Raw genomic sequence first — 25867 nt, 5'->3', positions numbered from 1 at the left:
GCGGAGTTAGAGGCCGGCCGACGCCTTGACGGCGTCAAGGCCGGGCTTGCCGTCGAACGTTGCGACATCCTTGAGCCAGGCATCGAGCGCTTGCGGATGCGCCTTGATCCAGTCCCTGGCGGCGTCGTTCGGCGCCATGCCGTCATCCATGATCTTGCCCATCATATCGTTCTCGATGTCGAGCGTGAAGGTGAGATTGCGGAAGAACTGCGCGGCGTTGGGGCATTCGGCCGACCAGCCGGTACGGGCCAGCGTGAAGACGTCGGCGCCGCCGTAATTCGCGCCGAAGTACTTGTCGCCGCCCGAGAGATAGGTGATGTCGAATTTTGCGTTCATCGGATGCGGCGCCCAGGCGAGGAAGACGATGTCTTCCTTCGACTGCCCGGCGCGCGCGACCTGCGACAGCATGCCGGTTTCGCTCGATTCCACAACGCTCCAGCCGCCGAGGCCGAAGTCGTTCGCGTCGATCATCTTCTGCATGTTCTCGTTGGCCGGCGCGCCCGGCTCGATGCCGTAGATCTTGGCACCGAAGGATTCGGCGTGTTTGGCGAGATCGTTGAAGTCCTTGACGCCCTTCTCGGCGACATAGGTCGGAACGGCGAGGGTGAACTTCGCGCCCTCGAGGTTCTTCGCCAGCACCTCGGCTGCTTTCGCCTCGTTCAGCTCGTCGATGAACTTTTGCTGCGCCGGCATCCAGTTGCCGAGGAAGACGTCGACGTCCTTGTTCTTCATCGACTGGTAGCCGACCAGCACCGACAGCGTCTGGATGTCGGTGGCATAGCCGAGACCCTCGAGAATGACGGTCGCGATGGCATTTGTGGACGTGATGTCGGTCCAGCCCGGATCGGACATGCGGATGGTCTTGCAGCTCTCCGCGTCCACGGCCAGGGCCGGCGCCGGCGCGGCAAGCAGGATAGTGGCGGCCACAGCCAGGCCGAAAGGACGGTAAGTCATGGCAATTCCCCTTTTTTCGGTTTGGGCGTCCGGCATCGGACCGACAGCCGGCTTCCATCAAATCTCTTTATGCGCTTAGTTTGCAGTGGCTGATTTTGAATGGTTTCCATAGAGGTTGTTTATGCCTGAGCGAAAACTGGATATCGGCTGGATGCGCATATTCGAGGCCGTCGGCAGGCTCGGAAGCCTGACGGCGGCCGGCGCCGAGCTTGGTCTGTCGCAGCCGGCGGTCAGCTACCAGATCCGCCGCATCGAGGAGCATGTCGGGACCGCGCTGATCAGCCGTCTTCATCGCGGTAGTCGGCTCACGGAAGCGGGCGAGACGCTGTTCCGGGCCGTCCACGCGGGTGTGGAGAGGCTGGACGATGCGGTGAGGGACATCCGGGCGCGCGCGGGTTCGCCGGTGATCCGCGTCTTCACCGACTACGGCTTCGCCAGCTTCTGGCTGATGCCTCGCGTGGCGGATTTCCGCAGGTTGCATCCCGGCATCGAGGTGCATGTCGTCGCGTCGCAAGGGCTAGACGGAGCACAGGACGGCACGGCGGACGCGGCCATTCTGTTCGGAAGGGAGGCCGATTTTCCGCCCGGGGCGCGGCTTCTGATGCCTGAACGGGTCGTGCCCGTCTGCAGTCCGGGCTTTCGCACGCGCTTCGGGCCGTTTGCGAATGCGCTGGCGCTGGCGCACCAGCCGCTGCTGCATCTCGACACCGTCGGCCGCGCGCGCTGGCTGACCTGGACGTCATGGCTCGCCGCCCAGGGCGTGGCGCGCGAACAGCAACAAGGCGACCTCGGTCTCAACACATACGGTTTCGTGATCCAGGCGGCGGTCGCGGAGCAGGGCGTCGCGCTCGGCTGGATGGGGCTCGTCGACGCTTATCTCGCCGACGGCACGTTGGTTGCCGTCGGTCCCGAGATGAGGCGCGACGATTGCGGATATTGGCTGATCGTCAACCGCGCGGAGAACCCGCAGACGAAGGCGATGAGCGACTGGCTGCTCGGGCAATCGTGAGCCTTGCGTTTTCGAAGGGGGGCAGCGCCCTTCGCATGATCCGATCAGGCACGCGCCGCGATGTCATCGAGCGCAACGAACGCCTCGTCGGACAACTCGATCTCGGCCGCTGCCAAATTCTCGCGTAGATGCGCGACGGACAAGGTGCCTGGGATCGGCAGAATATTCGGCGCCCGGTGAAGCAGCCACGCAAGCGCTACCTGCATCGGCGTGACCCCGAGGCGGCCGGCAACAGCCGACAGCCTGGATGACTGTATCCGGGAGAATCCACCCAGCGGAAAGAACGGCACATAGGCGATCCTATGCAGGCCAAGATCGTCGATCAGGCTGTCGTCGTTGCGATGCACGAAATTGTACATGTTCTGGACGCAAACGATGTCAGCGATCTTCCGCGCTTCGGCCACTTGCGCCGGTGTGACATTGCTGACGCCGACATGCCGCACAAGCCCCCGCCGCTGCAATTCCGCCAACGCAGTCAACGGTTCCTCGATCGAGCCATCGGTCGGGCCATGCACTCCGGACATGATCCGCAGATTGACTACGTCCAGCACGTCGAGCCCCAGATTGCGCAGATTGTCTTGTATCGCCTGACCCAATTCTGCCGCCGAAAAGGCGGGCAGCCACGAGCCGTCCGCACCGCGCCGGGCTCCGATCTTGGTAACGATGGTGAGATTGTCCGGATAGGGGTGCAACGCTTCGCGAATGATCTGATTGGTGACATGTGGACCGTAGAAATCGCTGGTATCGATATGGTCGACGCCCAGCGCGACGGCCTCGCGCAGCACAGCCAACGCTGCTTTGCGGTCCTTGGGCGGGCCAAACACTCCGGGTCCCGCGAGTTGCATAGCCCCGTAGCCGATCCGCTTGATGGTGCGGCTGCCAAGGGACACCCCCTTTTTGTCGATGCCGGTCATATCGATCCGCTTCCATTTCTTGCGTTGTTCGTCTCGCGCAAGTATATGAAGGATCCTTCAGTTTTTTGAATTCGCATTCCATGTCCGCTGCCGCAGCAGTGCTAACGCCAAGAAAATCCCCTGTTCAGGCGCGTTCCGCCGCGACCATTGCCGCGCTGCACATCGCCGCCATTCAGGTTTTGACCCGGGAAGGTTTGAGCCGCTGCACGACGACCCGCGTCGCCGAGCGCGCTGGCATGTCGGTCGGCAGCCTCTACCAATATTATCCGAACCGTGACGCATTGCTCGCGGCTGTCCTTGAAGGGCACCTGACCAGCATTGCCTGCGCCATCGATCACGCCTGCCGCGAACATCGAGGCAAGCCGGTATCAGAGATGGCGTCAGCCCTGGTCGCCGCCTTTGTCGCCGCAAAGCTGCGCGATCCCGAAAAATCGAAAGCGCTCTATGCGGTTGCGGCAGAACGGGGCGGCCCCGAGCTGATAACCGCCATGCAAACGCGCATGATTGCGGCTATCGCGGCAATGCTAGCGAGCGCCGCCGATGCCCATTTTGAGGAGTTGCCGGTGACGAGCGCGATGGTCTTCAGCGTTTTGGCCGGGTCTGTGCGTGCCTTCCTCGAGGGGCATGCTCCTGCTGGCTTCGAAGCGCACCTCGAAGGACAACTTGTCCGGCTTCTGACCGCATATCTTCAAACGCACCAACTCGGACCGGCGGCGCGGGCAATCGACGGACCCGTCGGGTTGAAGACGAAATCGCCGAATCGATAATGAAGCGGATGCTTGCCCCTGCGGCGACACTGCTGGCCAGAGCGCTATCGCGGGCTTCGGCTTGCGGAGTTCGGCGCCAGCTAATCTAACGCCCCTCGCGATACCACATCGAGCCAAGCGCGAGCAGAAGCAGGCCGAGGCCGAAGAAGCCACCGAACAGCGGCACCCGGCTCACCGACTTCAGCACGCTGTCGTCGGTGGTCCTCAGTCCGATCCAGTCGTTGCCGGCGGCGTTGGTGGAGCCACGCACCGGCACGATGCCAGGCAACGAGACGCCGGTGAGCGACGCCACGCGCCGGACCGAGCCGCCAGTTGCCTCGGCGGCAGGGCGCAACACGTCTTCCGTCGAGATGGTGTCGGCGAATTCAGGCGCGTTGACCGGGCCGACATGGGCGAGCGCTGACAGATCGCCGTTGCCGACCTGGTAGAGGCCGATCTCGTCGACCTCGGCGCTGCCGGTGAAGACGCCCGGCTGCGAGGTGGCCAACGGCACGGTCATGGTCTGGCCTGACGGCGAAATGACGGTGGCCGGGCCAGGGTCGTCCTGCATGGTCTGCCTGACAACGTCGAGCGTCATGCCGCGGCCGTTGGCGACGAGCCGCTCTTCCTCGAGTTCCGGCTCCTTCATCAGCCAATGCGCGATACGGCGATAGAGCGACACGTGCGGGCCGCCGCCCTCGAAGCCGCGCGCCCAGAGCCAGCCCTGGTCGGACAGGAACATGCCGACGCGGCCCTCGCCCTTGCGGTCGAGCAGGAGCAGCGGGCGGTCGTCGGGGCCTTTCATGACGACCTCGCCCTCGGGCCGCTCGATGCCGACGAGGCGGAACCAGCGGCTCCAATTGGGCGGCTCCGATTGCGAACCGTCGAGGCCGCGGGTGACGGGATGGCGCTGGCCGAGATCGGTGAGGCGCGGGTAGAAAGCCTGGTCGATGACCTGACCGGACGGCATGGCGGGCAGCGCCGACATCAGCGGGGTCTTGGCGATCGACTGCTCGCCGGCATATTCGGGACCGGCCGCGATCAAGAGCGCGCCGCCCTTTTCGACATATTCGGCGATATAGTCGTAATAGAGGATCGGCAGCACGTCGCGGTGCTGGTAGCGGTCGAAGATGATGAGGTCGAAGTCGTCGATCTTCTCGACGAACAGTTCGCGCGTCGGGAAGGCGATGAGCGACAGCTCGTTGATCGGTGTGCCGTCCTGCTTTTCCGGCGGACGCAAAATGGTGAAATGCACGAGGTCGACGGAGGCGTCGGACTTCAAGAGGTTGCGCCATGTGCGCTCGCCTGCGTGGGGCTCGCCGGAGACGAGCAGCACGCGCAGGTTCTCGCGGATGCCGTCGAGGACGGCGATGGCGCGGTTGTTGGTGTCGGTGATCTCGCCGTCCGCCTCGTCGATCGACAGTTCGACGATGTTGCGCCCGGCGTTCGGGATGACGATGTCGAGCAGCATCTGCTGACCGATTGTGGCGCGTTCGGTCGACACCGGCTGGCCGTTGATCGAGACGCGGACATCGACCTGACCCTGCTCGCCATTGGTCGAAATGACGCGGTAGCTCATCTGCAAAGGCTTGCCGACCAGGCCGAAACGCGGCGCGTTCTCGAAGCGGATGCGGCGGTCCCGCTCGTCTTCGTCGCCGGTGATCAGCGCGTGGAGCGGGGCCTGGAAATTCTGAGCCGTGGCCGGTGCGTCGTGCACCTGGCCGTCGGTGATCATCACGGCCCCGGCCACGCGCGATGGCGGCACGTCGCGGAAGGCGCTGTCAAGCGCGCCGAAAAGGCGCGTTTCGGTGCGCTCGTCGGCGGCGTCGGCGCGGCCAGCCTCGACCACCCGCACCTCGAACTGCGGGAAACGCGCGAGCCGCTCCCGCAGGCCGGCAAGCGCAGCACTTGTCTCGGCCTGACGGTCGCCGATGTCCTGGCTCTGGCTTCGGTCGACAACGAGTGCGACGACGCTCTTCAGGGGCTCGCGCTCTTCGTCGAACAGCACCGGGTTGACGAGCGCGGCGGCCAACGCGGCCAGCGCGGCAAGGCGAACCCATGCGCCGCGCTGGCGGAAGAATAGGCCAGTCGCAGCAAGCAGGGTGATCGGCACCAGAACGACAGCGAGCCACGTCCACGAGAGCAGCGGTTCGAAGGAGAGTGACCAGTTCATCTATTGCCCCAGCCTCTCAAGCAGGACGGGCACGTGCACCTGGTCGGACTTGTAGTTGCCGGTGAGCATATACATCATGATGTTGACGCCGGAACGCAGCGCGTAGATCCGCTGCATCGGATCCGACGGCACTGTCGGCAGCATGGGATTGCCGGCGGCGTCGATCGCCCAGGCGCCGGCGAAGTCGTTGGCGGTGATCATGATCGGCGTGACGCCGTCGCCGGTGCGGACCGGACGGTTCTCGACGTTCTGCGCCTCGAGCGAAGCCTCGACCCAGAGCGGGCTGCCGTTGAAGCGGCCGGGGAATTCCGGAAGGATGAAGAAGGACTTGGTCAGCACGTGGTCTTCAGGCACGGGTTCGAGCGGCGGCACGTTGAGGTTGCTCAGTATGTCGCGCAGGCGCTCGGTGGCGGGGCTTGCCGAGCCGGCGTCGATGCCGGTCGAGAACTGGTCGCGCGTGTCAAAAAGCACGGTGCCGCCGGCCTGCATGTAGGCGTCGATGCGGGCGATGGATTCTTCGCTGGGCATCTCCGCGCTGGCGTCGACCGGCCAGTAGATGATCGGGTAGAAGGACAGCTCGTCCTTGGAGATGTCGACGCCCGCGGGCTCGCCGGGCTCCAGCGCGGTCTTCTCGACAAGGAACCGGGAGAGGCCGTTCAGACCGGCGCGGCTGATCGAGTCGATGGCGGAATCGCCTGTGATCACATAGGCGATGCGCGTGGTGGAGATCGCCGCCATGGCTTCCTCGTCGCCTGGCTTGGCATCCTGGGCGCGAGACGGATCGGGAAATAAGGAAACGCCGAAGGCGACAAGCAAAGCCGCGGCGGTCGCGCCGGCGGAACGCGGACGGACACGCGGGCGGCGCGAAAGCAGCCCGCCCATCCAGAAGACGGCGAGCGTGTCGAGCACCATGAGCGCCAGGGCGGCAGCCACGAGCGGGCCCTTCAGGTCACGCGATTCGTCCAGAGCATAGCGCAATTCGGTCACCGGCGCAGAAATCGCCGGCCGGACGAGCGGAGAGAAGGTTGCGTCGGCCTTAAGCAGGTTATGGGCAAGGACGCCTTCCTCGGTGCCGTAGAGGCCGGGCGGGTTCTCGATGGTGACCGGAAGGTTCGCCGAACCGGCGGCGAGGGGACGGGCATCCGGAGTCGGCGGCACCAGTGTACCGTCGGCCGCAATCATGCGGTAGGGCGCAAGCGAGGCGACCTGGCCTTCGGCGTTGGCGGCGACGGCACCCTGGTTGCGCGACAGCTGGACGATGCGGCGCAGCATCTCGACGAAGCTGCCGGAGATCGGCAGATTCGACCAGGTCGCTTCCGGGGTGACGTGGAACAGGACCAGCGTGCCCCTGTCGCGGCGAGCGCCGGTAACGAGCGGCGTTCCGTCGGCGAGGCTCGCCCAGGTCCGCTCGACGATATCCGAGGTCGGCTCGGCGAGCACCTGGCGGGTGACGGCGACTTCGCTCGGCGGGCTGAGGTCGGCGAACGGCCCGTTTTCAGGGAAATCCGTCACCGGCTGCGGCGTCGTCCACGACAGCGCACCGCCCATCGAGCGCTCGCCGAGGCGCAGGCGAACGGGAAGCAGCTCATCGTCATTGCCGGCGGCGGCGAGCCGCGAACCGGCGAAACGCACAAGCGTGCCGCCATCCCCGACCCATTCGACGAGCTGGGTTCGGGCCGCGTCCGGGATCGTGCCGACATCGGCCATGACGATCATGGCAGGCTTCTGCTCGAGGATTTGCGGGATCGCTTCGGCGAGGTCCTGGCTCGACGGCTCCACAAGATCGGCGAAGGGCTGCAGCGCGCGGGTGATGTAGTAAAGCGGCGAAAGCAGGGGCTGCGCCTGGTCGGCCTCCGATTGCGAGATAAGGCCGACACGGCGGCGCTTGGAGCTCTCGTCGAGCACGCGGACGGCTGCTGTCTGCGGCTCGCCATCGATTGCGATGGAGGCGAAGTCGTTGCGCAGTTCGAAGGGAACGGTCATCCGGCCACTGCCTTCGGTCCGGCCGGGGCCGAAAGCGATGGTGGCGTCGGCGATGCGGCGGCCCCGGTCGTCGAAGGCGCCGGCGGTCACCTGGCGCGGCGCCGGGTCGCCCGGCGGGCGGATGGCCGACAGGGTGAAGCCGGAAACCTCGTTCTCGGCGGCGGTGAGGCCTACCATGTCGAGCCGGTCCGGCACGGCCCAAAGAACGTTGGCCGGGCTGCGGCCGAGCAGTGCGTTGAACGCGGCATCGTCGCCAGGCGCGGCCAGCCCGTCGGCGAGCACGGCGACCGAGGCGCCTGGAAGCTGGTCGAGGGCGGCGGCGACGCGGGCATAGACCGCCTGGCGGTCGACCGGCACCGGGCGGGGTTCGGCGACGTTGAGCTTTTCCAGCGCCGCCGCCGCGTCGAAGGGGCCGATGTCGGCGTTGGGCTTTTCGGCGGTGAAGGCGAGAACCACCGGCGAGCCTGTCGCGCTGGCGTCGGCGATCAGCCTTTCGGCGGTGGCGACGCGGCGCTCCCAGTCGCGCGCGCTCGCCCAGCCATTGTCGATGACGAGTGCCAGCGCCGAGCCTCCGGTCGGCAGCCGCTCGCGCGGATTCCAGACGGGCTCGGCAAGCGCCATGACGATCAGCGCCGCCATCAGCAGGCGAAGCAGCGTCAGCCACCACGGGCTCTGGTGCGGCGTCTCCTCCTTGCGCAGCACGCGGGCAAGGATCCTCAACGGCGGGAAGACCTCCGTCTGCGGCTTGGGCGGGGTCAGCCTCAGCAGCCACCAGATGACAGGCAGCGCGAGCAGCCCCCAGAGGATCGCCGGAAAGCCGAAGCTGAGCGGCAGCCAGCTCATGCGCGGGCGCCCGCGGCATAGCCGCTGTCAGCCGTCATCGCCATGTGGACGCGCACCAGCGCCTCGGAGGCGAGCCGGTCGGTATGATTGACCGTATAGCTCCAGCCGAGCCGCTTGCACCAGCGCATCAGTTCTTGGCGGCGGGCGGAATAGGCAAGGCGGTAGTCGTCGCGCACCGTCTCGGCGCGCCCGGCCGTGAGCTTCTCGCCTGTCTCGGGGTCGGCGAACTCGGTGCGCCCGGCATAAGGGAACGCCTCTTCCGCCGGGTCGGCCACTTCGATCAGGTGGGCGCGCACGCCGTGGCGTGCAAGAACGTCGAGCCAGGCCATGATCTCTTCCGGCGGATCGAGGAAATCGCTGGCGAGGATGATATCGGAAAAGCGGCGGATGTTCGAGAGATCGGGCCGGGCTGGCAGGTCTACCGCGTGTGAAAGGTGCGAGGCAAGCCGCTCGGCGCCGTTGCGCGCCGTGAACGGGTCGGTGAGGCCCGGCCAGGCGATGCGCTCGCCGCTGCGCGACAGGAGTTCGGCCAGCGCGAGCACGAGCACCAGCGCGCGGGATTCCTTGGATACGGTGGCGCCGGCCGATTTGTAGAGCATCGAGGGCGAGGGGTCGGCCCAGAGCCAGACCGTATGGGCGGCCTCCCATTCCCGGTCGCGCACATAGGTGTGGTCGTCGCGGGCGGAACGGCGCCAGTCGATGCGCGACATGGCGTCGCCTTCGACATAGGGCCGGAACTGCCAGAAATTCTCGCCGATGCCGCGCCTGCGGCGGCCGTGCCAGCCGCTGATGACGGTGTTGACGATACGGCGCGCCTCGACCAGCAGGTCTGGCACGAGCGAGGCCCGCACACGCCCGCGGGCGAGCGCCTCGCGCGTCGAGACAGGGGCGGCGGCTTCGCCGATGCGCGTCATCACATCTTCCTCGGCGAGAGGACGGCCACCGTCACCCCTGCGCTTTGACCAGCTTCGCCACGACGTCGCGGACGGTCATGCCTTCGGCGCGGGCGGCGAAGGTAAGCGCCATGCGGTGCTGGAGGACCGGCTCGGCGAGCGCATGGATGTCGTCGATCGACGGCGCCAGACGCCCGTCGTAGAGAGCGCGAGCGCGGGCGCAAAGCGTGAGCGCCTGACTAGCGCGCGGGCCGGGACCCCAGGCGACGTTCTTGTCGGTCTCGGCATTGCCCTGGCCGGGGCGGGCGGAGCGGACGAGCTTCAGGATCGCCTCGACGACGCTTTCGGGCACGGGCATGCGGCGGATGAGGGTCTGTATCTCCTTCAGCCGGACAGGGTTGAGGACGTTCTCGGCCTTGCCGTCCTCGACGCCGGTTGTTTCGATGAGGATGCGCCGCTCTGCATCGATTTCGGGATAGAGAATGTCGATCTGCATTAAGAAACGGTCGAGCTGCGCTTCCGGCAGCGGGTAGGTGCCTTCCTGCTCGAGCGGATTCTGGGTCGCCAGCACATGGAAGGGCGAGGGCAGGTCGTGGCGCGCGCCGGCGACCGTGACGTGATATTCCTGCATCGACTGAAGCAGCGCCGACTGGGTGCGCGGGCTCGCGCGGTTGATCTCGTCGGCCATCAGGAGCTGGGCGAAAATCGGACCCGAGATGAAGCGGAAGGAGCGCTTTCCATGCTCGTCCTGCTCCATCACCTCGGAGCCGAGAATGTCGGACGGCATCAGGTCGGGCGTGAACTGGATGCGACGGGCGTCGAGGCCGAGCACGATGCCGAGCGTCTCGACCAGCTTTGTCTTGGCGAGACCGGGAACGCCGACCAGCAGCGCGTGTCCTCCGGCGAGTAGGGCAACGAGCGTGCGCTCGACCACGCTTTCCTGTCCGAAGATGACCTTGCCGACGCCCTGCCTGATGCGGGAAATGTCTGCCAGGGCCTTTTCGGCCTCCGCGACCATCTCCTGCTCGCTCAGCGGGGTCTGCTTGATCATGATGCTCATGCGGAGTTCCTGGGTCTGTCCGGAGGCACGTCAGTTTAGCCGGAAAACGCCTTCGCACCGCGGCGACTCGATGCTTGGCGGCGCTAATAGGCTGAACTTAAATCACTCACCCCGGCTGACAAGCGGAACAACAGTGACTATTTCGTGACCATGGCCGATCAGAACAATTCTTCCCAAACCGGTCTGGCAGCCGCCGCGGACACGGCCGGGCTGTCGGCGCTGATCTCGCGCGCTTCCCGTGCCGGTAAGGGCCTGCCGCCGGTCGAACGCTGGAACCCCGACTTCTGCGGCGACCTCGACATGGAGATCAGGGCTGACGGCACCTGGTTCTATCTCGGCACCCCGATAGGCCGGATGCCGCTTGTGCAGCTCTTCTCGACCGTCCTGCGCAAGGACGCGGATGGCAAGACCTATCTGGTAACGCCGGTGGAGAAAGTCGGAATCAGGGTGGTCGACGCGCCGTTCGTGGCGGTGGAGATGAATGTGTCGGGTGCCGGCGACGACCAAGCGATCACCTTCCGGACCAATGTCGGCGACGTGGTCGAGGCCGGGCCGCAGCACCCGCTGCGCTTCGTCGACGAGGTCAAGACGGGCGGACTGAAGCCCTATGTGCTGGTGCGCGGGCGCCTGGAGGCGCTCGTGGCGCGGCCGGTCATGTACGAACTCGTCGGGCATGGCGAGGAGATCGAGGTCGGTGGCCGCACGATGTTTGCGGTACGCTCCAATGGCGTGACCTATCCGATCATGCCGGCCGAAAGACTAAAGCGGCTTTCCGCATGATGGGCGACCTGAAGACCGCGCTATTCTCGGCCGAGGATTTCCGCCTGCGCGTCGCGATCGATCGCGGACCGCACGAGGATTTCGACTATGGCGACCACAGCTTCAATCCCGGTCATCCGCGCGTCGCTGAACCGAGGCAGTTGCGCGATGCGGCTGTGCTCATTCCCGTGGTCGACCATGGCACGGAAGCGACTGTCATCCTGACCAAGCGGGCGGAGAAGCTGACCAGCCATTCGGGGCAGGTGGCCTTTCCGGGCGGGCGCATCGATCCGACCGACGTCTCGCCCGAGGCGGCGGCGCTGCGCGAGGCGCAGGAGGAGATCGGACTGGACGCCAGCCATGTCGAGATCATCGGGCGGATGCCGGACTATGTGTCGGGCAGCGGCTACCGCATCGCGCCGGTGCTTTCGATCGTCAGGCCGGGCTTCAAGTTGTCGATCAACGAACACGAGGTGGATGCGGCCTTCGAGGTGCCGCTGCGCTTCCTGATGGACCCGGCCAACCACACGCAGAACAGCCGCGAGTTTAACAAGCAGCTCTGGGTGTTCTACGACATGCCCTATGGCGATCAGCGCATCTGGGGCGTGACCGCGGGCATCATCCGCACGCTCTACGAAAGACTCTATCTGTGAGCGGCGCTTCGATCGCCGGCGCCGGTTGGCTGCAGGATGCGGATCTGCAGCGCCTGCTGGCGGCGCTCAACGCCGGCGGCGATGAGGCTCGGATCGCCGGTGGCGCGGTGCGCAATGCGCTGCTCGGCCAAGCGGTGGCGGACGTGGATATCGCCACGACCACGACGCCCGAGGAGACGATCCGCCGCGCAAAGGCGGCGGGCTTCAAGGTGGTCCCGACCGGAATCGAGCACGGCACGGTGACGGTCATCGCTGGCGGCGCGGGGCACGAGGTCACGACGCTGCGCGCCGATGTCGAGACGGACGGGCGGCGGGCACGGGTCGTGTTCGGCCGCGACTGGAAGGCCGACGCGGAACGGCGCGACTTCACCATCAACGCGCTCTATGCCGAGGCGGATGGAACGATCGTGGATTTCGTCGGGGGGCTGGCCGATCTTGAAAGCCGGACGCTGCGCTTCATCGGCGACGCAGAGACACGCATCCGCGAAGACTATCTGCGCATCCTGCGCTTCTTCCGCTTCTTCGCCTGGTACGGCTCCGGCCGCCCGGACGCGGAGGGGCTGAAGGCCTGCGCCAGGCTGAAGGACGGGCTCGACCAACTGTCGGCGGAGCGCGTCTGGGCGGAACTCAAGAAACTGCTCGCGGCCCGCGATCCGTCGCGGACGCTGCTGTGGATGCGGCAAGCCGGCGTGCTGACAAAGGCGCTGCCCGAAAGCGAGAAATGGGGCATGGACGCGATCCACGGGCTGGTTGCTGCCGAGCGCGATCTCGGCTGGGAGGTCGATCCGATGCTGAGGCTCGAAGCGGTCGTGCCACCGGACGCGGAGCGGGTGCGGGTGCTGGCCGAGCGGCTGAAGCTGTCGAATGCGGAGGCCGAGCGGCTGCGATCCTGGGCGCGGGCGCCGAAACTCAAGCCTGATTGCGCCGAAAGCGATTTGGGGAAGACGCTCTACCGCGCCGGGCGTCAGCCCATCGTCGACCGGTTGCGGCTTTCGCTGGCCTCGGCCCGGAGCCGGGCAGTCGAGAACGACGGCGCGCTGGTCGAAGCCGGCGGCTACTCGCGGCTGCTGAAATTCGCCGAGAAATGGACGACGCCGACATTCCCGCTCAAGGGCGCCGACCTTCAGGCGCTCGGCATGCCAGCCGGGCCGGACATGGGAAAGCTCCTGAAGCGGCTGGAAGAGGAGTGGGTCGAGTCCGGATTCGGGCTCGACAGCGGCGCGTTGCTGGAACGCGCCGCTGCTGGCCTGCCCTGAATCAAGCTTGAATCAGGCCGCGTGGCGGACTTTCTCGATGCGGGAGCGGATGGCTTCGATCATCGTCTCGCGAATCACCGTCTCGCCATGCGTGTGACGTATATGCTCGGCGGCGCGGCGCATGATCTCGGCCTCTTCCTCGTGGCGCGTATGCCAGTCGCAGCCCGGTACCAGGGAACCGCAATGGAATTCCTTCATCGGTTTCCTCCTTTTCTTGTTGTTTCTTGCTGTCGCCAGTTATCGAGCATCGATTTCCGAAAACCGATTGGCATTTATCGGTTCGACGCTCCAAGGAGAACCATAACACGGAATGGGGCAAGAGGTTGCCCAAGACCGCCTGAAGGCTGGAATGCGGGCCTCGTCCGTCCTACCTTGCTGCCGACACCAATTTCCGGCTTTGCGGCACGATCGTGGCAGAGGCGATGGCGGCTGTCCGCCGCAAGGCATCTCTCGGCGTAGCGACGAACCGTTATGCCCTGGCTGGGCGCTTCTTCGGCTTGAATTTTTTCGGTTTGAACTTCTCTTGGGGCCGATCTTTCGGCGGGCCGTCTGGGCCGGGCTTCGGCGCACGGCTCGTTGGCCCCTTGCGATGCGGCTTCTTCGCCCAGGCGCCGGCCGGCGTCTCGGTTTTTGCGCTGTCGTCAGCGCGCTGGATGACCACACCCTTTTCACCGGTTCCGTGCTGCAGCACGGCAGCCGCGAAGCCCTCCGCCCGGTCTGCGATGATCTCGAAACGGGACTCGGTGTCGAGGATGCGGATCGATCCGATCTCGCGCTTTGTGACGTGTCCAGCCTTGCAGATCAGCGGCAGAAGCCAGCGCGGTTCCGCCCGGTGTTTTCTGCCGACCGATATCGAGAACCAGACGCCGTTCTCGAAGCGTGCGTCCGGCCGCTCGCCCTTGGCGGGGTCGAAGACCGGGGCCCGCGCTTCGGAGAGTTCTTCAGCCGCCGGCCGCGATGCAAGCTGCTGGCGCAGGAACGCCACTGCGATCTGTTCTGCGCTGAAGGCGGCGAGGAGTTCGCGAGCGAAACCGGTTTCATCGTCGCCGGCCGCCTCGGACAAGGACGGATCGGCCAGGATTCGCTCGCGGTTCTTTCTGTCGATCTCGGCCGGGCCGGGTGCGGGTTGGGAGGTTGCCTCAAGCTTTGCCAGTTTCAACAGGCGCGAGGCGCTGCCGCGGCGGTGGAATGGCACGATCAGCGCGCAGATGCCCTTGCGGCCCGCGCGGCCGGTCCGGCCGCTGCGATGCAGGAGGGTCTCCGGATTGCTCGGCAGATCGGCGTGAATGACCAGGTCCAGATTGGGCAGATCGATGCCGCGCGCCGCCACGTCAGTCGCCACGCATACCCTCGCGCGTCCATCGCGCATCGCCTGCAGAGCATTGGTGCGTTCGGCCTGGCTGAGTTCGCCCGACAGCGAAACGACGGAAAAGCCGCGATTGGCGAGACGGCTGGCAAGATGGCGGACGGCGTCGCGCGTGGCGCAGAAGACGAGCGCGTTCTGCGCGTCGAAATAGAGCAGGGAATTGATGATGGCGTTCTCGCGCTCCGCAGGCGCGACCAGGATGGTGCGGTACTCGATGTCGTCGTGCTGGTCGCTTTCGCCCGATGCGGTGATGCGCAAGGCGTTGCGCTGGAAGCGCTTTGCAAGGATCGCAATGGGTTTGGGCACCGTCGCGGAAAACATCAGCGTACGCCTTTCGGCAGGCGCTGCGGCGAGGATGAATTCGAGATCCTCGCGAAAGCCGAGGTCAAGCATCTCGTCGGCCTCGTCGAGGACGACGGCGCGCAATTGCGAGATATCAAGCGAGCCGCGCGTGATGTGGTCGCGCAGCCGGCCGGGCGTGCCAACGACGATATGCACTCCCTGTTCCAGCGCGCGGCGCTCCTGGCGCATGTCCATGCCGCCGACGCAGGAGCCGATGCGCGCGCCGGTGTCCTTGTAGAGCCATTCGAATTCGCGGCGGACCTGTATGGCGAGTTCGCGCGTCGGTGCGATGATCAAGGCACGCGGCGCGCCGGCATTGTCGAAGCGGTTCTCGCCGCCAAGCAGGGTCGGCGCGATTGCGATGCCGAATGCGACGGTCTTGCCGGAGCCGGTCTGGGCGGAGACCAAAAGGTCGACGCCGGCGGCTTCCGGCGCAAGGACGGCCGTCTGGACAGCGGTCAGCGTCTCGTAGCCACGCGCCGCAAGCGCCCCGGCCAATGCCGGAACAATTTTCGTGAGGATCGTCACGGAGTACTTTCTTCTGGGGCTGTCGGAGGCGGCGGGCTGCTTGATCTGGCCGCGCGTCGACAATAGCGCATCCCCTAAACGCTGGCGGCCATCGCGTCAATGCGAGGGGGGGCCACTTCAGGGCCATTTCACCGCGGGCGGCAGGCTTGAGAGGATGGAGGCGACGTTGCCGCCGGTCCTCAGGCCGAAGATCGTGCCGCGATCGTAGAGAAGGTTGAATTCGGCGTAGCGGCCGCGGCGGACGAGCTGCTCCTCGCGGTCGGCCTCGCTCCAGTCATTGTTGAAGTTGCGGCGCACGAGGGTGTCGTAGATCGCAAGGAACGACCGGCCGACATCCTGCACGAACGCGAAATCCGCCTCCCAGCCGCCCTTTTCCGGCGGCGAGTGCTGCCAGTCGAAGAACGTGCCGCCTATGCCGCGCGGCTCGTTGCGGTGGGGGAGGAAGAAGTACTCGTCGCACCAGGCCTTCAGGCGCGGATAGTCGGCGACTTCGGCGTGCCGTTCGCAGCTCTCGCGCATGGCGGCGTGGAACTCCACCGCGTCGGGATCGTCCCGGGTGCGGCGGCGGTCAAGCACGGGCGTCAGGTCGGCGCCGCCGCCGAACCACCAGCGCGAGGTGACGACCAAACGCGTGTTCATGTGAACAGCCGGCACGTTGGGGTTCCAGGGGTGCGCGATCAGCGAGATACCCGACGCCCAGAAGCGCGGGTCTTCCTCGGCGCCGGGCATCTGCTTGCGGAACTCGGGCGAGAACTCGCCGAAAACGGTCGAGGTGTGGACGCCGACCTTCTCGAAGACGCGGCCATGCATGATCGACATGGTCCCGCCGCCACCACTGCCGCCATCCCGCAGCCAGGGCGTGCGCTCGAAGCGGCCGGCAGCCTGCGACGCGTGCGGGCCGGTGACGTCGTCCTCTATCCTCTCGAAGCCGGCGCAGATCGTGTCGCGGAGCGCCTCGAACCAGCCGCGGGCGGTGCTCTTCTTGTCCTCGATGTCGGCGGGCAGGCCGGCCGGTATGTCTGGTCGTTCCATGCGGACGCGGCTCTCTATTGCGCGGGGAGGGATGGAGACTTGTGATTTGAGGACTCGTATTTTTTCGGGCGATCCCTAATCTGTTATGTGGATGGGTCAAGGAGTTCGTGCATGCGTACCCCGGCCAGACCGCCGCTCGACGGCCTGAAGAAGCGGCTCGACCGCTCCCGCGCCGAACGCGCGCTGAATCCGCGTGACGGCTTTTTGCGCGAAACATTCGTGCTGCCCAGGACCGATGCTCGCGACAAGGCCAGGGAATGGTTCGACCGCTGGCCGAAACAGGCCTACTGGACCGAGATCGAAAGCTGGTTCGAGCGGCCGGGCGACGTGATCGAGTTTACCATCCGCAGGCTGCCGGCGGCGGATTAGGCTCCGTCGATATTCGCGTGAGGCCGGCCTGACTGCCTTTCTCAACAACCCTAGCTCCCTGACGCCATCAGCCGCCTTGCTCCCGGGCCTCGTCTGCCGAGCCGGTCCTCTGGATTGCGCAGCGGGCAGACATCGATCGACATGCAGCCGCAGCCAATGCAGTCGGTCAGACCGTCGCGCAGCTTCCGCAACTGTTCTATGCGACGGTCGAGATCGTCACGCCATGCAGTGGAGAGCTTTGCCCAGTCGTCGCGCGTCGGGGTGCGGCCTTCGGGCAGGGAATTGAGGGTCGTGGCAATCTCGGCGAGCGGAATGCCTACCTCCTGCGCGACGCGGATGACGGCGATGCGGCGCAGCACGTCGCGGCCGTAGCGGCGCTGGTTGCCGCCGGTGCGGTTCGACCGGATCAGCCCACGCTGCTCGTAGAAGTGCAGCGCCGACACTGCGACGCCGCTGCGTTTGGCCACTTCGCCGACTGAAAGTTCCTTCAGCATGGAAACACCGCTTGACCTAGACTTTAGTTGAGGTTTTTGCAAGGCAACCGTCGACATGCAAACGGGAGGATCGGACGATGCGACGACGCGAAGGGCAGGCGAAGATCGATGCGACCTTAGCCGAGCTGGCGCATCGCCTCGCCGGCCGCCATGGCAACGGCGAGCGCGAGGTTGAGGCTGCGGCCGCCGCCGGGCATCGGGATGGTCAGGCGCGCATCCGCCAGGCCGTGAACATGATCCGGTACGCCTGCGGACTCGCGGCCGAAAAGGAGGACATCGCTGCCGCCGAAGGCGAAGTCGGTGTAGGCCTGTCCAGACCTGGTCGAGAACAGCACCAGCCGGCGTCCGTCGGCGAGCCGCCACTCCTCGAAGCGGTCGAGGTCGACATGCCGGGTCAGCGCCGCCATTTCGAGATAATCCATGCCGGCCCGCCGGAGGTTGCGGTCGGAGAGGTCGAAGCCGGCCGGTTCGATGATGTCGACTGCGACGCCGAGGCAGGCTGCCATGCGCAGAATGGTGCCGGTGTTGCCGGCAATATCAGGCTGGTAGAGGGCGATGCGGAACGAAGCCAAGCGGCTCACCGGGTGCGCGTTGCATGACGGCCACAGTTGTCAGGAGAGTGACGGCGTCCGGACTTTCGGGGTGGCGATCACTGGGGAATGCGATTATAGCGGCGCCATTGTCAACTCGAACCAGCGGAGGCGGATATGGAATTCATGATGACCGTAGATATCCACCGCCCCACCCGATGGGGTTTCGCCTAAAGGCGGAATCGGTTCGACGCTTTAGACATACCATCAAGAAGCTGATCGCGATTTCCGCCGGAAACCATTTCCAGGTTCTCCAAGGATTCTTGCGATGTTTTTCAGACCCGAACGCGGACGGCGTGGTCCGCACATACTTTTGATACGCGACTGTGACGAGCCGATCCGGCTGGATGAAGCGCGTCTGGCCGCATGGGCAATGGCGCTGGGCCAGAACAGGAGCGGTTACGGTCCACGTCGCCGATCGCACCGCGGCATGCTGCCGGACGTCGACCTTTCCCGTGCCGAGCCGGCTCCGCGCCGGCCGGGCCTGATCGCGCGGTTGTTCCGATCGCTCGCGAGGCGGATCGGCAAGGCGGCGAAGCCCGTAGGCGCTGCCTTCAGGGAACCGGAAAAGTCAGCAGTCGGCATGGAGGCACTCGGCGAAGCCGGGCGAAAGTCCTATGTTTGGCCGACCGAACGGGAATCGGACGACGCCGGGAACCCGGCGGCAACGGCCGGCAAGAAGAATCGGGATCGCGCCGCCTGATCGCGGCGCGGCCACCGGTATCTCGTTTTTTGAAAGAGCATGCGATGTTACGCTGGTTTGAAAGCCGCCTCGACCCGTTTCCGCCGCAAGAGCCGGTGGAGCCGCCGAAGACGCTTGTCGCCTTCTGCCTGCACTATACGCGCGGCGCCTGGCCCTACATCGCCGGGGCGGGCCTGCTGATCACCGCGATCGCGCTCGCCGAGGTGTGGATGTTCGGGTTCCTGGGCTCGATCGTGGACTGGCTGTCGGTCCAGAACCGCGAGACCTTCCTTGAGACGGAGGGCTGGAAGCTCGCGGGCATGGCGTTCGTCGTCGTCGTGCTGTTGCCGTCGATGGCGTTCCTGCAGTCGCTTTTCCACCAGCAGACGCTGATGGGCAACTACCCGATGCGCATCCGCTGGGACGTGCACCGCTATTTGCTCAAGCAGTCGATGACCTTCTACCAGGACGAGTTCGCCGGCCGCATCGCCACCAAGCTGATGCAGACCGCGCTGGCCGTGCGCGAATGCGTCATCAAGCTGATCGACGTCCTCAACTACGTCATCGTCTATTTCCTCGGCATGCTGTTTATTGTCGGTTCGTCGGACTGGCGACTCGCGGCGCCGCTGGTCGTGTGGCTCTTCAGCTACTTCTTCTTGCTTCGCTATTTCATTCCGCGCCTCGGCAAGGTCGCGGAACAGCAGGCCGATGCCCGCTCGATGATGACCGGCCGCGTCGTCGACAGCTACACCAATATCCAGACGGTGAAGCTCTTCTCGCACGCGCGGCGCGAGGCCGGATATGCGCGCGAGGGGATGAGCGAGTTCCTCGCCACGGTCTACCGATCGATGCGGCTGGTCACCGGCCTCTACGGCCTTCTCTACGTCATGAACTCGCTGCTGCTGTTTTCGGTCAGCGCGCTGTCGATCTGGTTGTGGCTCGGCGACGCCGTCACCATCGGCGCGGTCGCAGTCGTCATCGGCCTCGTGCTCAGGCTCTGGGGCATGTCGCAATGGATCATGTGGGAAGTTTCGGCGCTGTTCGAGAACATCGGCACGGTGCAGGACGGCATCGGTTCGATCTCGCTGCCGCGGCTGGTCGAGGACAGACCGGGCGCCAAGGACATCGTCGTGCCGGAAGGCGGGATCGAGTACCAGGGGATACGCTTCCATTACGGCAAGGGCAAAGGCGTCATCGAGGATCTGTCGCTGACCATCAGGCCCGGCGAGAAGGTCGGCATCGTCGGCCGCTCGGGCGCCGGCAAGTCCACGCTGGTCAACCTGCTCTTGCGCTTCTACGACCTCGAGAGCGGCCGGATCCTGATCGACGGGCAGGATATCGGCGCGGTGACCCAGGACAGCCTGCGCGCTCATATCGGCATGGTGACGCAGGACACGTCGTTGCTGCACCGCTCGGTGCGCGAGAATATTCTTTACGGCCGGCCTGACGCCAGCGAGGACATGATGCTCGAGGCGGCGCGAAGGGCCGAAACGCTCGATTTCATCGCTGCCCTTGCCGACCCCAAGGGCAGGAAAGGCTTCGACGCGCATGTCGGCGAGCGCGGCGTGAAGCTGTCGGGCGGCCAGCGCCAGCGCATCGCGATCGCCCGCGTCATGCTGAAGGACGCGCCTATCCTGATCCTCGACGAGGCGACCTCGGCGCTGGACTCCGAGGTCGAGGCGGCGATCCAGGAAAACCTCTACCGGCTGATGGAGGGCAAGACGGTGATCGCCATCGCTCACCGGCTCTCCACCATCGCGGCGATGGACCGGCTGGTCGTCATGGACGGGGGCCGCGTCGTCGAAGACGGCACGCATGAAGAGCTGGTCGCAAAGGGCGGCCTTTACGCGCAGCTCTGGCAGCGGCAGTCAGGCGGCTTTCTGCTCGATGAAACGGCACCGGAACCTAAGGCCCCCGAAGAGATTGCTGCGGAATGAGCGACGGCGACTTCCGGGAAAGGCTGTGGGGACGATTCGAGGGCGCGATCGACGCGTTCCACGACACCGACCGCGAGGTGTTGCCGAAGGACGCCTGGCAGTTCATCCTCTATTTCGCGAAGCAGGCGAAAGGACCGTTCCTGCTGCTGCTGATCGTCGGGGGCCTCGCCGGCGCGGTGGATGCCGCCCTCTACTGGTCGGTCGGCTGGCTGATCGACCTGCTCGATTCTTCCAGCCCGCACACGCTGTTCGCCGACCACTGGCCGGAACTGATCGGTCTGCTTGTGCTGCTGCTCGTCGTGCGCACGCTGGTCATGATCGGCGCGGCGGTCGTCGAGCAGCAGATGATCGTGCCGGCCTTCTTCTCGATGGTACGCTGGCAGTCGTTCCGCCGGGTCATCGAACAGCCCTACGCTTTTTACCAGAACGACTTCGCCGGCCGCATCGCGACCAAGATCATGCAGGGGGGCGAGGCGGTTGGCGATTTCATCGTCAACGTGCTGCAGACGCTCTGGTCGTTCCTGACCTTCATGGTGCTGGCGATCACCATCCTCGTCTCGGTCGATCCGTGGATGGGGCTTGTGGTCGCGCTGTGGTTCCTCGGCTATGTCGGCATCGTATGGTTCCTGCTGCCGGAGATGCGCAACGCCGGGCGCGCCACGGCCGACGAACGCTCGGTCTTCAACGGCAGGCTGGTCGACGCCTTCACCAACATCATGTCGGTGAAGCTGTTCGACAGCGGAAGACGCGAGCACGCCTATGTGCGCGACGGGCTGGAGAACTTCCTCGCCGCCGTGTTCCGGCTGACCCGGGCGGTGACGACGGTGCGCTCGGCCATTGCGTTGCTCAACGGCGTCATGATGAGCACGGTCGCCGCGCTCTGCGTGATGAGGTGGACGGGCGGCGGCATCTCGACCGGCGCCATCGCCGCGTCGCTCGCGCTGGTGTTCCGGCTGAACCAGATGTCGGGCTGGATGATGTTCAACATCAACGGGCTGGTGCGCAACTACGCCACCGTGCAGGACGCCACGCGCACGATCTCGGTGAAACCGGCGATCCGCGACGCGGCCGACGCCATGGTGCTGCCGCGTGCCAAGGGCGACATTCGCCTCGAGAACGTGACGTTCCACTACGGCAAGGGGGAGGGCGTCATCGAGAACCTCAACCTCCACATCAGGCCGGGCGAGCGGGTTGCGCTGATTGGGCCGTCCGGCGCCGGCAAGACGACCGCCGTCAATCTGATGCTCAGGCTCTTCGACGTCGAAGGCGGCCGCATCCTGATCGACGGACAGGATGTGCGCTCGGTGACGCAGGCTTCATTGCGCGCGCAATTCGGCGTGGTCAGCCAGGATGCGGTGCTGATGCACCGGGCAATCAGCGACAATATCGGCTACGGCAAGCCGGGCGCGACGCAGGCCGAGATCGAGGACGCGGCCAAGCGCGCCTCGGCGCACGACTTCATCGTGGACGTCGCCGATCCGCGAGGACGCAAGGGTTACGAGGCGCAGGTCGGCGAGCGCGGCGTAAAGCTGTCTGGCGGGCAGCGCCAGCGCATCGCGATCGCGCGCATGATGCTGAAGGACGCGCCGATCCTGATCCTCGACGAGGCGACCTCGGCGCTGGATTCGGAGGTGGAGGCGGCCATCCAGGACAATTTGTACCGGCTGATGGAGGGCAAGACCGTGATCGCCATCGCGCACCGGCTGTCGACCATCGCCGCGCTCGACCGGCTGATCGTGCTGCACGAGGGCCGGATCGTCGAGGAAGGCACGCATGAGAGCCTGCTTGCACAGGGCGGGCTCTATGCGCAATTGTGGAAGCGCCAGTCGGGCGGCTTCCTGGGCGACCGGCTGGCCGCGGAATAGGTCGAGGTCGAGCATTGTCGCAGCGCATGTCAGCCATGTGGCCGGGGCTGCCGGCTGATTCGGGCCTCGACCTGCTCGGCCACGAGATTCTGGCCGAAAAGGCGGCTGCACTCGGCAAGGCCGGCGAAAAGGCGCGGCTTGCCCTGGCAAAGCTGAGGGAGGCGCCGCCTGGCACGGAGGGCCGCGAGACGGCGCTCAAGGTGGCTGCGGATGCCGTGCACGCCTATTTCATCCAGCGCGAGTTGTGCGGCTTCCGTCGGCACGATGGAATCGTCCGCGAATACGAGATTCCCAGGGCGGTTCTCGCTCGGTTGGGAGCCAGATAGCCGGCCCTTGGGCAACACGCGGCCGTCCCTGGATTTGCCCCGCGATTTTTGTCGCGCGATATCCCGGAAATGCACCGAAACACGCGGTCTCGCTGCACTCCGCGACAATCTGCCCTGCCCCTTGGCAGCGTCTGGACAAAGGAGGGCTTCACGCATAAACCAAACTCGAAAATGCCGGAGGTATCTCGCTAGCTCGTCGCCATGCGCAGACGGGCCGGCGTGTGGCGGGCGCGGGGAATGGCTCGACCGCCGGCGATCATGAGACGAAAGGACACAAGTCCCGTGAGCGCGACCGACACCCACGAGCCCACACGCCGCGATTTTCTGTACATCGCCACCGGCATGGCGGGCGCCGTCGGCGCGGGGGCGTTCGCATGGCCCTTCATCGACCAGATGCGCCCGGACGCCTCGACGCTGGCGCTTGCATCGGTCGAGGTGGATGTCACGCAGCTGCAGCCGGGCATGTCGCTGACCCTCAAATGGCGCGGCAAGCCGGTGTTCATCCGCAACCGCACTCCCGAGGAGATCGAAGCGGCCAAGGCGGTTCCGATCGCCGAGCTCAAGGATCCTGTCGCGCGGAACAACAACCTTCCCGCCGACGCGCCGGCCACCGACGCGGACCGCGCCGCTGGCGAAGGCAAGGAAAACTGGCTCATCATGGTCGGCGTCTGCACGCATCTCGGCTGCGTGCCGCTCGGCCAGGCGGGCGACTTCGGCGGCTGGTTCTGCCCGTGCCACGGTTCGCACTACGACACCGCCGGACGCGTCCGCAAGGGCCCGGCGCCGGAGAACCTCCTGGTGCCGACGTTCGCGTTCGTTTCCGACACCAAGGTTCGGATCGGTTGAGGGGGACAATCCAATGAGCGGTGGACACTCGACCTATACGCCCAACTCCGGCATCGGACGCTGGATCGACGCACGCATGCCGCTGCCGCGGCTGGTGCACGACTCGTTCGTCTCCTATCCGGTTCCGCGCAACCTGAACTACGCCTACGCATTCGGCGGCATCCTGGCGATCATGCTTGTGTCGCAGATCCTGACTGGCGTGGTGCTCGCCATGCACTACACGGCCGACACTGGGCTGGCTTTCGATTCGGTCGAGAAGATCATGCGCGACGTGAATTCGGGCTGGCTATTGCGCTACCTGCACTCCAACGGCGCCTCGATGTTCTTCATCGCCGTCTATGTCCACATCTTCCGCGGCCTTTACTACGGCTCCTACAAGGCGCCGCGCGAGCTGCTGTGGATCCTCGGCTGCATCATCTACCTTTTGATGATGGCGACCGGCTTCATGGGTTACGTGCTGCCGTGGGGTCAGATGAGCTTCTGGGGTGCCACCGTCATCACCGGCTTCTTTACGGCGATCCCGCTCGTCGGCGACTGGATCCAGCAGCTGCTGCTCGGCGGCTTCGCGGTCGACAATCCGACGCTCAACCGCTTCTTCTCGCTGCATTACCTGCTGCCCTTCATGATCGCCGGCGTGGTCATCCTGCACATCTGGGCGCTGCACGTGGTCGGCCAGACCAATCCGACCGGCATCGAGGTCAAATCGAAGACCGACACCGTGGCCTTCACGCCCTACGCGACCATCAAGGATGCGTTCGCGATGGTGCTCTTCCTGATCATGTTCGCGTGGTTCGTGTTCTACATCCCGAACTATCTGGGCCATGCCGACAACTACATCGTCGCCAACCCGTTGAAGACGCCGGCCCATATCGTGCCCGAATGGTATTACCTGCCGTTCTACGCGATCCTGCGCGCCATCACCTTCAACATCGGGCCGATCGATTCCAAGCTCGGCGGCGTGCTCGCCATGTTCGGCTCGATCGCGGTGCTCTTCATCGTGCCGTGGCTCGATACGTCGAAGGTTCGTTCGGCCGTCTATCGTCCATGGTACAAGATCTTCTTCTGGCTGTTCGTAGCGAATGCGCTGTTCCTCGGCTGGCTGGGCTCGCGTCCGGCCGAAGGCACCTACGTCCTGATGGCGCAGTTCAGCACGCTTTACTACTTCGCGTTCTTCATCGTCATCATGCCGCTGCTCGGCCTGCTGGAGACGCCGCGCCGCACACCGAACTCGATCACCGAGGCGGTGCTGGAGAAGAACAAGGCGGGTGGGGCGGGCCATCCGGCCGGCGCTACTGCCGCGCCGGAAACCAAAGGCTGAGCAGGACCGGAAGCTTGAGAGGGACATTTCCGATGAACAGGTTTCTCAGCGTTCTGGCTGCCGCCGGCCTCGTCATGGCCGGGGCGATGGGTATCGCCGCGGCGCAGGAAGCGGGCGGCCACGCCGAGGCAGAGCCGACGCACTTCCCGATCCTCAAGCCGGTCGAGGAAGACTGGACGTTCGCCGGGCCGTTCGGCACCTATGACAGGGCGCAGCTCCAGCGCGGCCTGAAGGTATACAAGGAAGTCTGCTCGGCCTGCCACTCGATGAAGCTGGTGGCGTTCCGTACGCTCGAGGAGCTCGGCTATTCCGAAGCGCAGGTGAAGGCGTTCGCGGCGGAATACACCGTGCAGGATGGACCGAACGCCGATGGCGAGATGTTCGAGCGTCCGGCTGTCCCGTCCGATTATTTCCCGTCGCCGTTCCCGAACGTCGAGGCCGCGGCCGCCGCCAACAACGGCGCGGCACCACCGGACTTCTCGCTGATCGCCAAGGCACGGGGCGTCGAGCGCGGCTTCCCGACCTTCGTCTTCGATATCTTCACACAGTATGCCCAGGGCGGGCCGGACTACATCCACTCCCTGCTGACCGGCTACGACCACGAGCCGCCTGCCGGGATGACGATCGCCGAGGGTACTTACTACAATCCGTATTTCATCGGCGGCAAGTCGCTGGCGATGGCGAAGCCCCTGTCCGACGGCCAGGTCACCTATGACGACGGCAGCCCGCAAACGGTCGACCAGTATTCCCGTGATGTCGCGGCCTTCCTGATGTGGGCGGCCGAGCCGCATCTCGAGGACCGCAAGAAGACCGGCTTTCGCGTCATGGTTTTCCTCGTCCTGTTCGCCGGGCTGGTCTATCTGACCAAACGCAAGGTCTGGTCCAGCGTCGCGCACTGAGCGCCCTGCAACGGTGAACAAGAAGGGCGC

At 65.6% G+C, this 25867-nt stretch carries 24 protein-coding genes; 13 read left to right on the top strand and 11 right to left on the bottom strand.

The features are described from left to right. Window positions 1–6: 6 nt before the first annotated feature. On the bottom strand, window positions 7–954 hold the full coding sequence (locus ABLE71_RS20175; RefSeq protein WP_348785274.1) for a choline ABC transporter substrate-binding protein: 948 nt from the start codon (window positions 952–954) through the stop codon (window positions 7–9). A gap of 121 nt (window positions 955–1075) precedes the next feature. On the opposite strand from ABLE71_RS20175, the gene ABLE71_RS20170 reads away from it, so the two are divergent. Next, a complete protein-coding gene (locus ABLE71_RS20170) occupies window positions 1076–1963 on the top strand; it encodes a LysR substrate-binding domain-containing protein (protein ID WP_348785273.1) in 888 nt (295 codons plus the stop codon). 44 nt (window positions 1964–2007) lie between these two features. Here the strand turns inward: ABLE71_RS20170 and ABLE71_RS20165 are convergent, their stop codons facing one another. Beyond that, on the bottom strand, window positions 2008–2877 hold the full coding sequence (locus ABLE71_RS20165; protein WP_348785272.1) for an aldo/keto reductase family oxidoreductase: 870 nt from the start codon (window positions 2875–2877) through the stop codon (window positions 2008–2010). Window positions 2878–2957: 80 nt separating this feature from the next. On the opposite strand from ABLE71_RS20165, the gene ABLE71_RS20160 reads away from it, so the two are divergent. After that, the gene (locus ABLE71_RS20160) at window positions 2958–3644 is read left to right on the top strand and encodes a TetR/AcrR family transcriptional regulator (protein ID WP_348785271.1); all 687 of its coding nucleotides are present in this window, start codon (window positions 2958–2960) and stop codon (window positions 3642–3644) included. An 85-nt stretch (window positions 3645–3729) separates the two neighbouring features. Here ABLE71_RS20160 and ABLE71_RS20155 read toward each other — a convergent pair whose 3' ends face one another. From ABLE71_RS20155 to ABLE71_RS20140, 4 genes are read right to left on the bottom strand one after another with little or no spacing between them, the layout of a single operon-like run. Beyond that, the gene (locus tag ABLE71_RS20155) at window positions 3730–5796 is read right to left on the bottom strand and encodes a hypothetical protein (RefSeq protein ID WP_348785270.1); all 2067 of its coding nucleotides are present in this window, start codon (window positions 5794–5796) and stop codon (window positions 3730–3732) included. Beyond that, window positions 5797–8622, bottom strand: a complete 2826-nt coding sequence (locus tag ABLE71_RS20150) for a DUF4159 domain-containing protein (protein ID WP_348785269.1) — start codon at window positions 8620–8622, stop codon at window positions 5797–5799. Next, window positions 8619–9536: a DUF58 domain-containing protein gene (locus ABLE71_RS20145; RefSeq protein ID WP_348785268.1), complete on the bottom strand. Its 918-nt coding sequence runs from the start codon at window positions 9534–9536 to the stop codon at window positions 8619–8621. Before ABLE71_RS20145 ends, ABLE71_RS20150 begins: the two co-directional genes overlap by 4 nt. Before the next feature lie 31 nt (window positions 9537–9567). Further along, window positions 9568–10575, bottom strand: a complete 1008-nt coding sequence (locus ABLE71_RS20140) for a MoxR family ATPase (RefSeq protein WP_348785267.1) — start codon at window positions 10573–10575, stop codon at window positions 9568–9570. Window positions 10576–10725: 150 nt separating this feature from the next. On the opposite strand from ABLE71_RS20140, the gene ABLE71_RS20135 reads away from it, so the two are divergent. The 3 genes from ABLE71_RS20135 to ABLE71_RS20125 are packed head-to-tail and all read left to right on the top strand — an operon-like array spanning window position 10726 to window position 13243. Beyond that, window positions 10726–11355, top strand: a complete 630-nt coding sequence (locus ABLE71_RS20135; RefSeq protein WP_348785585.1) for a DUF1285 domain-containing protein — start codon at window positions 10726–10728, stop codon at window positions 11353–11355. Beyond that, complete coding sequence (locus ABLE71_RS20130) at window positions 11355–11987, top strand: CoA pyrophosphatase (protein WP_348785584.1); 633 nt, start codon at window positions 11355–11357, stop codon at window positions 11985–11987. Before ABLE71_RS20135 ends, ABLE71_RS20130 begins: the two co-directional genes overlap by 1 nt. After that, window positions 11984–13243 (top strand): CCA tRNA nucleotidyltransferase, encoded by a 1260-nt coding sequence (locus ABLE71_RS20125; RefSeq protein WP_348785266.1) that lies wholly within the window; start codon window positions 11984–11986, stop codon window positions 13241–13243. Before ABLE71_RS20130 ends, ABLE71_RS20125 begins: the two co-directional genes overlap by 4 nt. Window positions 13244–13255: 12 nt before the next feature. Here the strand turns inward: ABLE71_RS20125 and ABLE71_RS20120 are convergent, their stop codons facing one another. The 3 genes from ABLE71_RS20120 to hemF form a co-directional block, all read right to left on the bottom strand. Further along, entirely contained in the window at window positions 13256–13441 is a 186-nt protein-coding gene (locus tag ABLE71_RS20120) for a DUF1059 domain-containing protein (protein ID WP_348785265.1), read from the bottom strand. Window positions 13442–13712: 271 nt separating this feature from the next. After that, window positions 13713–15479: a DEAD/DEAH box helicase gene (locus tag ABLE71_RS20115; protein ID WP_348785264.1), complete on the bottom strand. Its 1767-nt coding sequence runs from the start codon at window positions 15477–15479 to the stop codon at window positions 13713–13715. 117 nt (window positions 15480–15596) lie between these two features. Then, complete coding sequence (hemF, locus tag ABLE71_RS20110) at window positions 15597–16511, bottom strand: oxygen-dependent coproporphyrinogen oxidase (protein ID WP_348785263.1); 915 nt, start codon at window positions 16509–16511, stop codon at window positions 15597–15599. Window positions 16512–16622: 111 nt separating this feature from the next. Here hemF and ABLE71_RS20105 point away from each other — a divergent pair, with 111 nt between their 5' ends. Next, the gene (locus tag ABLE71_RS20105) at window positions 16623–16880 is read left to right on the top strand and encodes a hypothetical protein (protein WP_348785262.1); all 258 of its coding nucleotides are present in this window, start codon (window positions 16623–16625) and stop codon (window positions 16878–16880) included. A gap of 50 nt (window positions 16881–16930) precedes the next feature. Here ABLE71_RS20105 and soxR read toward each other — a convergent pair whose 3' ends face one another. Continuing rightward, on the bottom strand, window positions 16931–17374 hold the full coding sequence (gene soxR, locus ABLE71_RS20100) for a redox-sensitive transcriptional activator SoxR (RefSeq protein ID WP_348785261.1): 444 nt from the start codon (window positions 17372–17374) through the stop codon (window positions 16931–16933). A gap of 116 nt (window positions 17375–17490) precedes the next feature. Continuing rightward, window positions 17491–17946: a tRNA (cytidine(34)-2'-O)-methyltransferase gene (locus ABLE71_RS20095; protein WP_348785260.1), complete on the bottom strand. Its 456-nt coding sequence runs from the start codon at window positions 17944–17946 to the stop codon at window positions 17491–17493. 286 nt (window positions 17947–18232) lie between these two features. Between ABLE71_RS20095 and ABLE71_RS20090 the strand changes: the two genes are divergently transcribed. The 7 genes from ABLE71_RS20090 to ABLE71_RS20060 all read left to right on the top strand — a co-directional run bounded on the left by ABLE71_RS20090 (window position 18233) and on the right by ABLE71_RS20060 (window position 25837). Beyond that, window positions 18233–18667, top strand: a complete 435-nt coding sequence (locus ABLE71_RS20090) for a hypothetical protein (RefSeq protein ID WP_348785259.1) — start codon at window positions 18233–18235, stop codon at window positions 18665–18667. 44 nt (window positions 18668–18711) lie between these two features. Beyond that, window positions 18712–20583: an ABC transporter ATP-binding protein gene (locus ABLE71_RS20085; protein ID WP_348785258.1), complete on the top strand. Its 1872-nt coding sequence runs from the start codon at window positions 18712–18714 to the stop codon at window positions 20581–20583. Further along, complete coding sequence (locus tag ABLE71_RS20080; RefSeq protein ID WP_348785257.1) at window positions 20580–22448, top strand: ABC transporter ATP-binding protein; 1869 nt, start codon at window positions 20580–20582, stop codon at window positions 22446–22448. The genes ABLE71_RS20085 and ABLE71_RS20080 overlap by 4 nt, the downstream gene beginning before the upstream one ends. A gap of 26 nt (window positions 22449–22474) precedes the next feature. Further along, window positions 22475–22774 (top strand): DUF6665 family protein, encoded by a 300-nt coding sequence (locus tag ABLE71_RS20075; protein WP_348785256.1) that lies wholly within the window; start codon window positions 22475–22477, stop codon window positions 22772–22774. 282 nt (window positions 22775–23056) lie between these two features. Further along, a complete protein-coding gene (gene petA / locus ABLE71_RS20070; RefSeq protein WP_348785255.1) occupies window positions 23057–23620 on the top strand; it encodes a ubiquinol-cytochrome c reductase iron-sulfur subunit in 564 nt (187 codons plus the stop codon). Window positions 23621–23633: 13 nt separating this feature from the next. Next, window positions 23634–24938 (top strand): cytochrome b N-terminal domain-containing protein, encoded by a 1305-nt coding sequence (locus ABLE71_RS20065; protein WP_348785254.1) that lies wholly within the window; start codon window positions 23634–23636, stop codon window positions 24936–24938. Between the two features lie 74 nt (window positions 24939–25012). Next, window positions 25013–25837, top strand: coding sequence for a cytochrome c1 (locus tag ABLE71_RS20060; RefSeq protein ID WP_348785583.1), 825 nt, complete (start codon window positions 25013–25015; stop codon window positions 25835–25837). Window positions 25838–25867 lie beyond the last annotated feature (30 nt).

The sequence above is a fragment of the Mesorhizobium sp. KR9-304 genome (assembly GCF_040049215.1).
Classification (GTDB): Bacteria; Pseudomonadota; Alphaproteobacteria; order Rhizobiales; family Rhizobiaceae; genus Mesorhizobium_K.
This window is presented reverse-complemented; position numbering and strand designations above follow the sequence as displayed.

What these genes read in the sequence shown, in the direction of transcription:
- ABLE71_RS20085 (WP_348785258.1), top strand. Translation starts at nt 18,712, where the DNA reads ATGTTACGCTGGTTTGAAAGCCGCCTCGACCCGTTTCCGCCGCAAGAG.
- ABLE71_RS20120 (WP_348785265.1), bottom strand. Translation starts at nt 13,441, where the DNA reads ATGAAGGAATTCCATTGCGGTTCCCTGGTACCGGGCTGCGACTGGCAT.
- ABLE71_RS20170 (WP_348785273.1), top strand. Translation starts at nt 1,076, where the DNA reads ATGCCTGAGCGAAAACTGGATATCGGCTGGATGCGCATATTCGAGGCC.
- ABLE71_RS20145 (WP_348785268.1), bottom strand. Translation starts at nt 9,536, where the DNA reads ATGACGCGCATCGGCGAAGCCGCCGCCCCTGTCTCGACGCGCGAGGCG.
- soxR (WP_348785261.1), bottom strand. Translation starts at nt 17,374, where the DNA reads ATGCTGAAGGAACTTTCAGTCGGCGAAGTGGCCAAACGCAGCGGCGTC.
- hemF (WP_348785263.1), bottom strand. Translation starts at nt 16,511, where the DNA reads ATGGAACGACCAGACATACCGGCCGGCCTGCCCGCCGACATCGAGGAC.
- ABLE71_RS20105 (WP_348785262.1), top strand. Translation starts at nt 16,623, where the DNA reads ATGCGTACCCCGGCCAGACCGCCGCTCGACGGCCTGAAGAAGCGGCTC.
- ABLE71_RS20080 (WP_348785257.1), top strand. Translation starts at nt 20,580, where the DNA reads ATGAGCGACGGCGACTTCCGGGAAAGGCTGTGGGGACGATTCGAGGGC.
- ABLE71_RS20075 (WP_348785256.1), top strand. Translation starts at nt 22,475, where the DNA reads ATGTCAGCCATGTGGCCGGGGCTGCCGGCTGATTCGGGCCTCGACCTG.
- ABLE71_RS20065 (WP_348785254.1), top strand. Translation starts at nt 23,634, where the DNA reads ATGAGCGGTGGACACTCGACCTATACGCCCAACTCCGGCATCGGACGC.
- ABLE71_RS20135 (WP_348785585.1), top strand. Translation starts at nt 10,726, where the DNA reads ATGGCCGATCAGAACAATTCTTCCCAAACCGGTCTGGCAGCCGCCGCG.
- ABLE71_RS20060 (WP_348785583.1), top strand. Translation starts at nt 25,013, where the DNA reads ATGGCCGGGGCGATGGGTATCGCCGCGGCGCAGGAAGCGGGCGGCCAC.
- ABLE71_RS20150 (WP_348785269.1), bottom strand. Translation starts at nt 8,622, where the DNA reads ATGAGCTGGCTGCCGCTCAGCTTCGGCTTTCCGGCGATCCTCTGGGGG.
- ABLE71_RS20175 (WP_348785274.1), bottom strand. Translation starts at nt 954, where the DNA reads ATGACTTACCGTCCTTTCGGCCTGGCTGTGGCCGCCACTATCCTGCTT.
- ABLE71_RS20165 (WP_348785272.1), bottom strand. Translation starts at nt 2,877, where the DNA reads ATGACCGGCATCGACAAAAAGGGGGTGTCCCTTGGCAGCCGCACCATC.
- ABLE71_RS20160 (WP_348785271.1), top strand. Translation starts at nt 2,958, where the DNA reads ATGTCCGCTGCCGCAGCAGTGCTAACGCCAAGAAAATCCCCTGTTCAG.
- ABLE71_RS20090 (WP_348785259.1), top strand. Translation starts at nt 18,233, where the DNA reads ATGTTTTTCAGACCCGAACGCGGACGGCGTGGTCCGCACATACTTTTG.
- ABLE71_RS20155 (WP_348785270.1), bottom strand. Translation starts at nt 5,796, where the DNA reads ATGAACTGGTCACTCTCCTTCGAACCGCTGCTCTCGTGGACGTGGCTC.
- ABLE71_RS20140 (WP_348785267.1), bottom strand. Translation starts at nt 10,575, where the DNA reads ATGAGCATCATGATCAAGCAGACCCCGCTGAGCGAGCAGGAGATGGTC.
- ABLE71_RS20130 (WP_348785584.1), top strand. Translation starts at nt 11,355, where the DNA reads ATGGGCGACCTGAAGACCGCGCTATTCTCGGCCGAGGATTTCCGCCTG.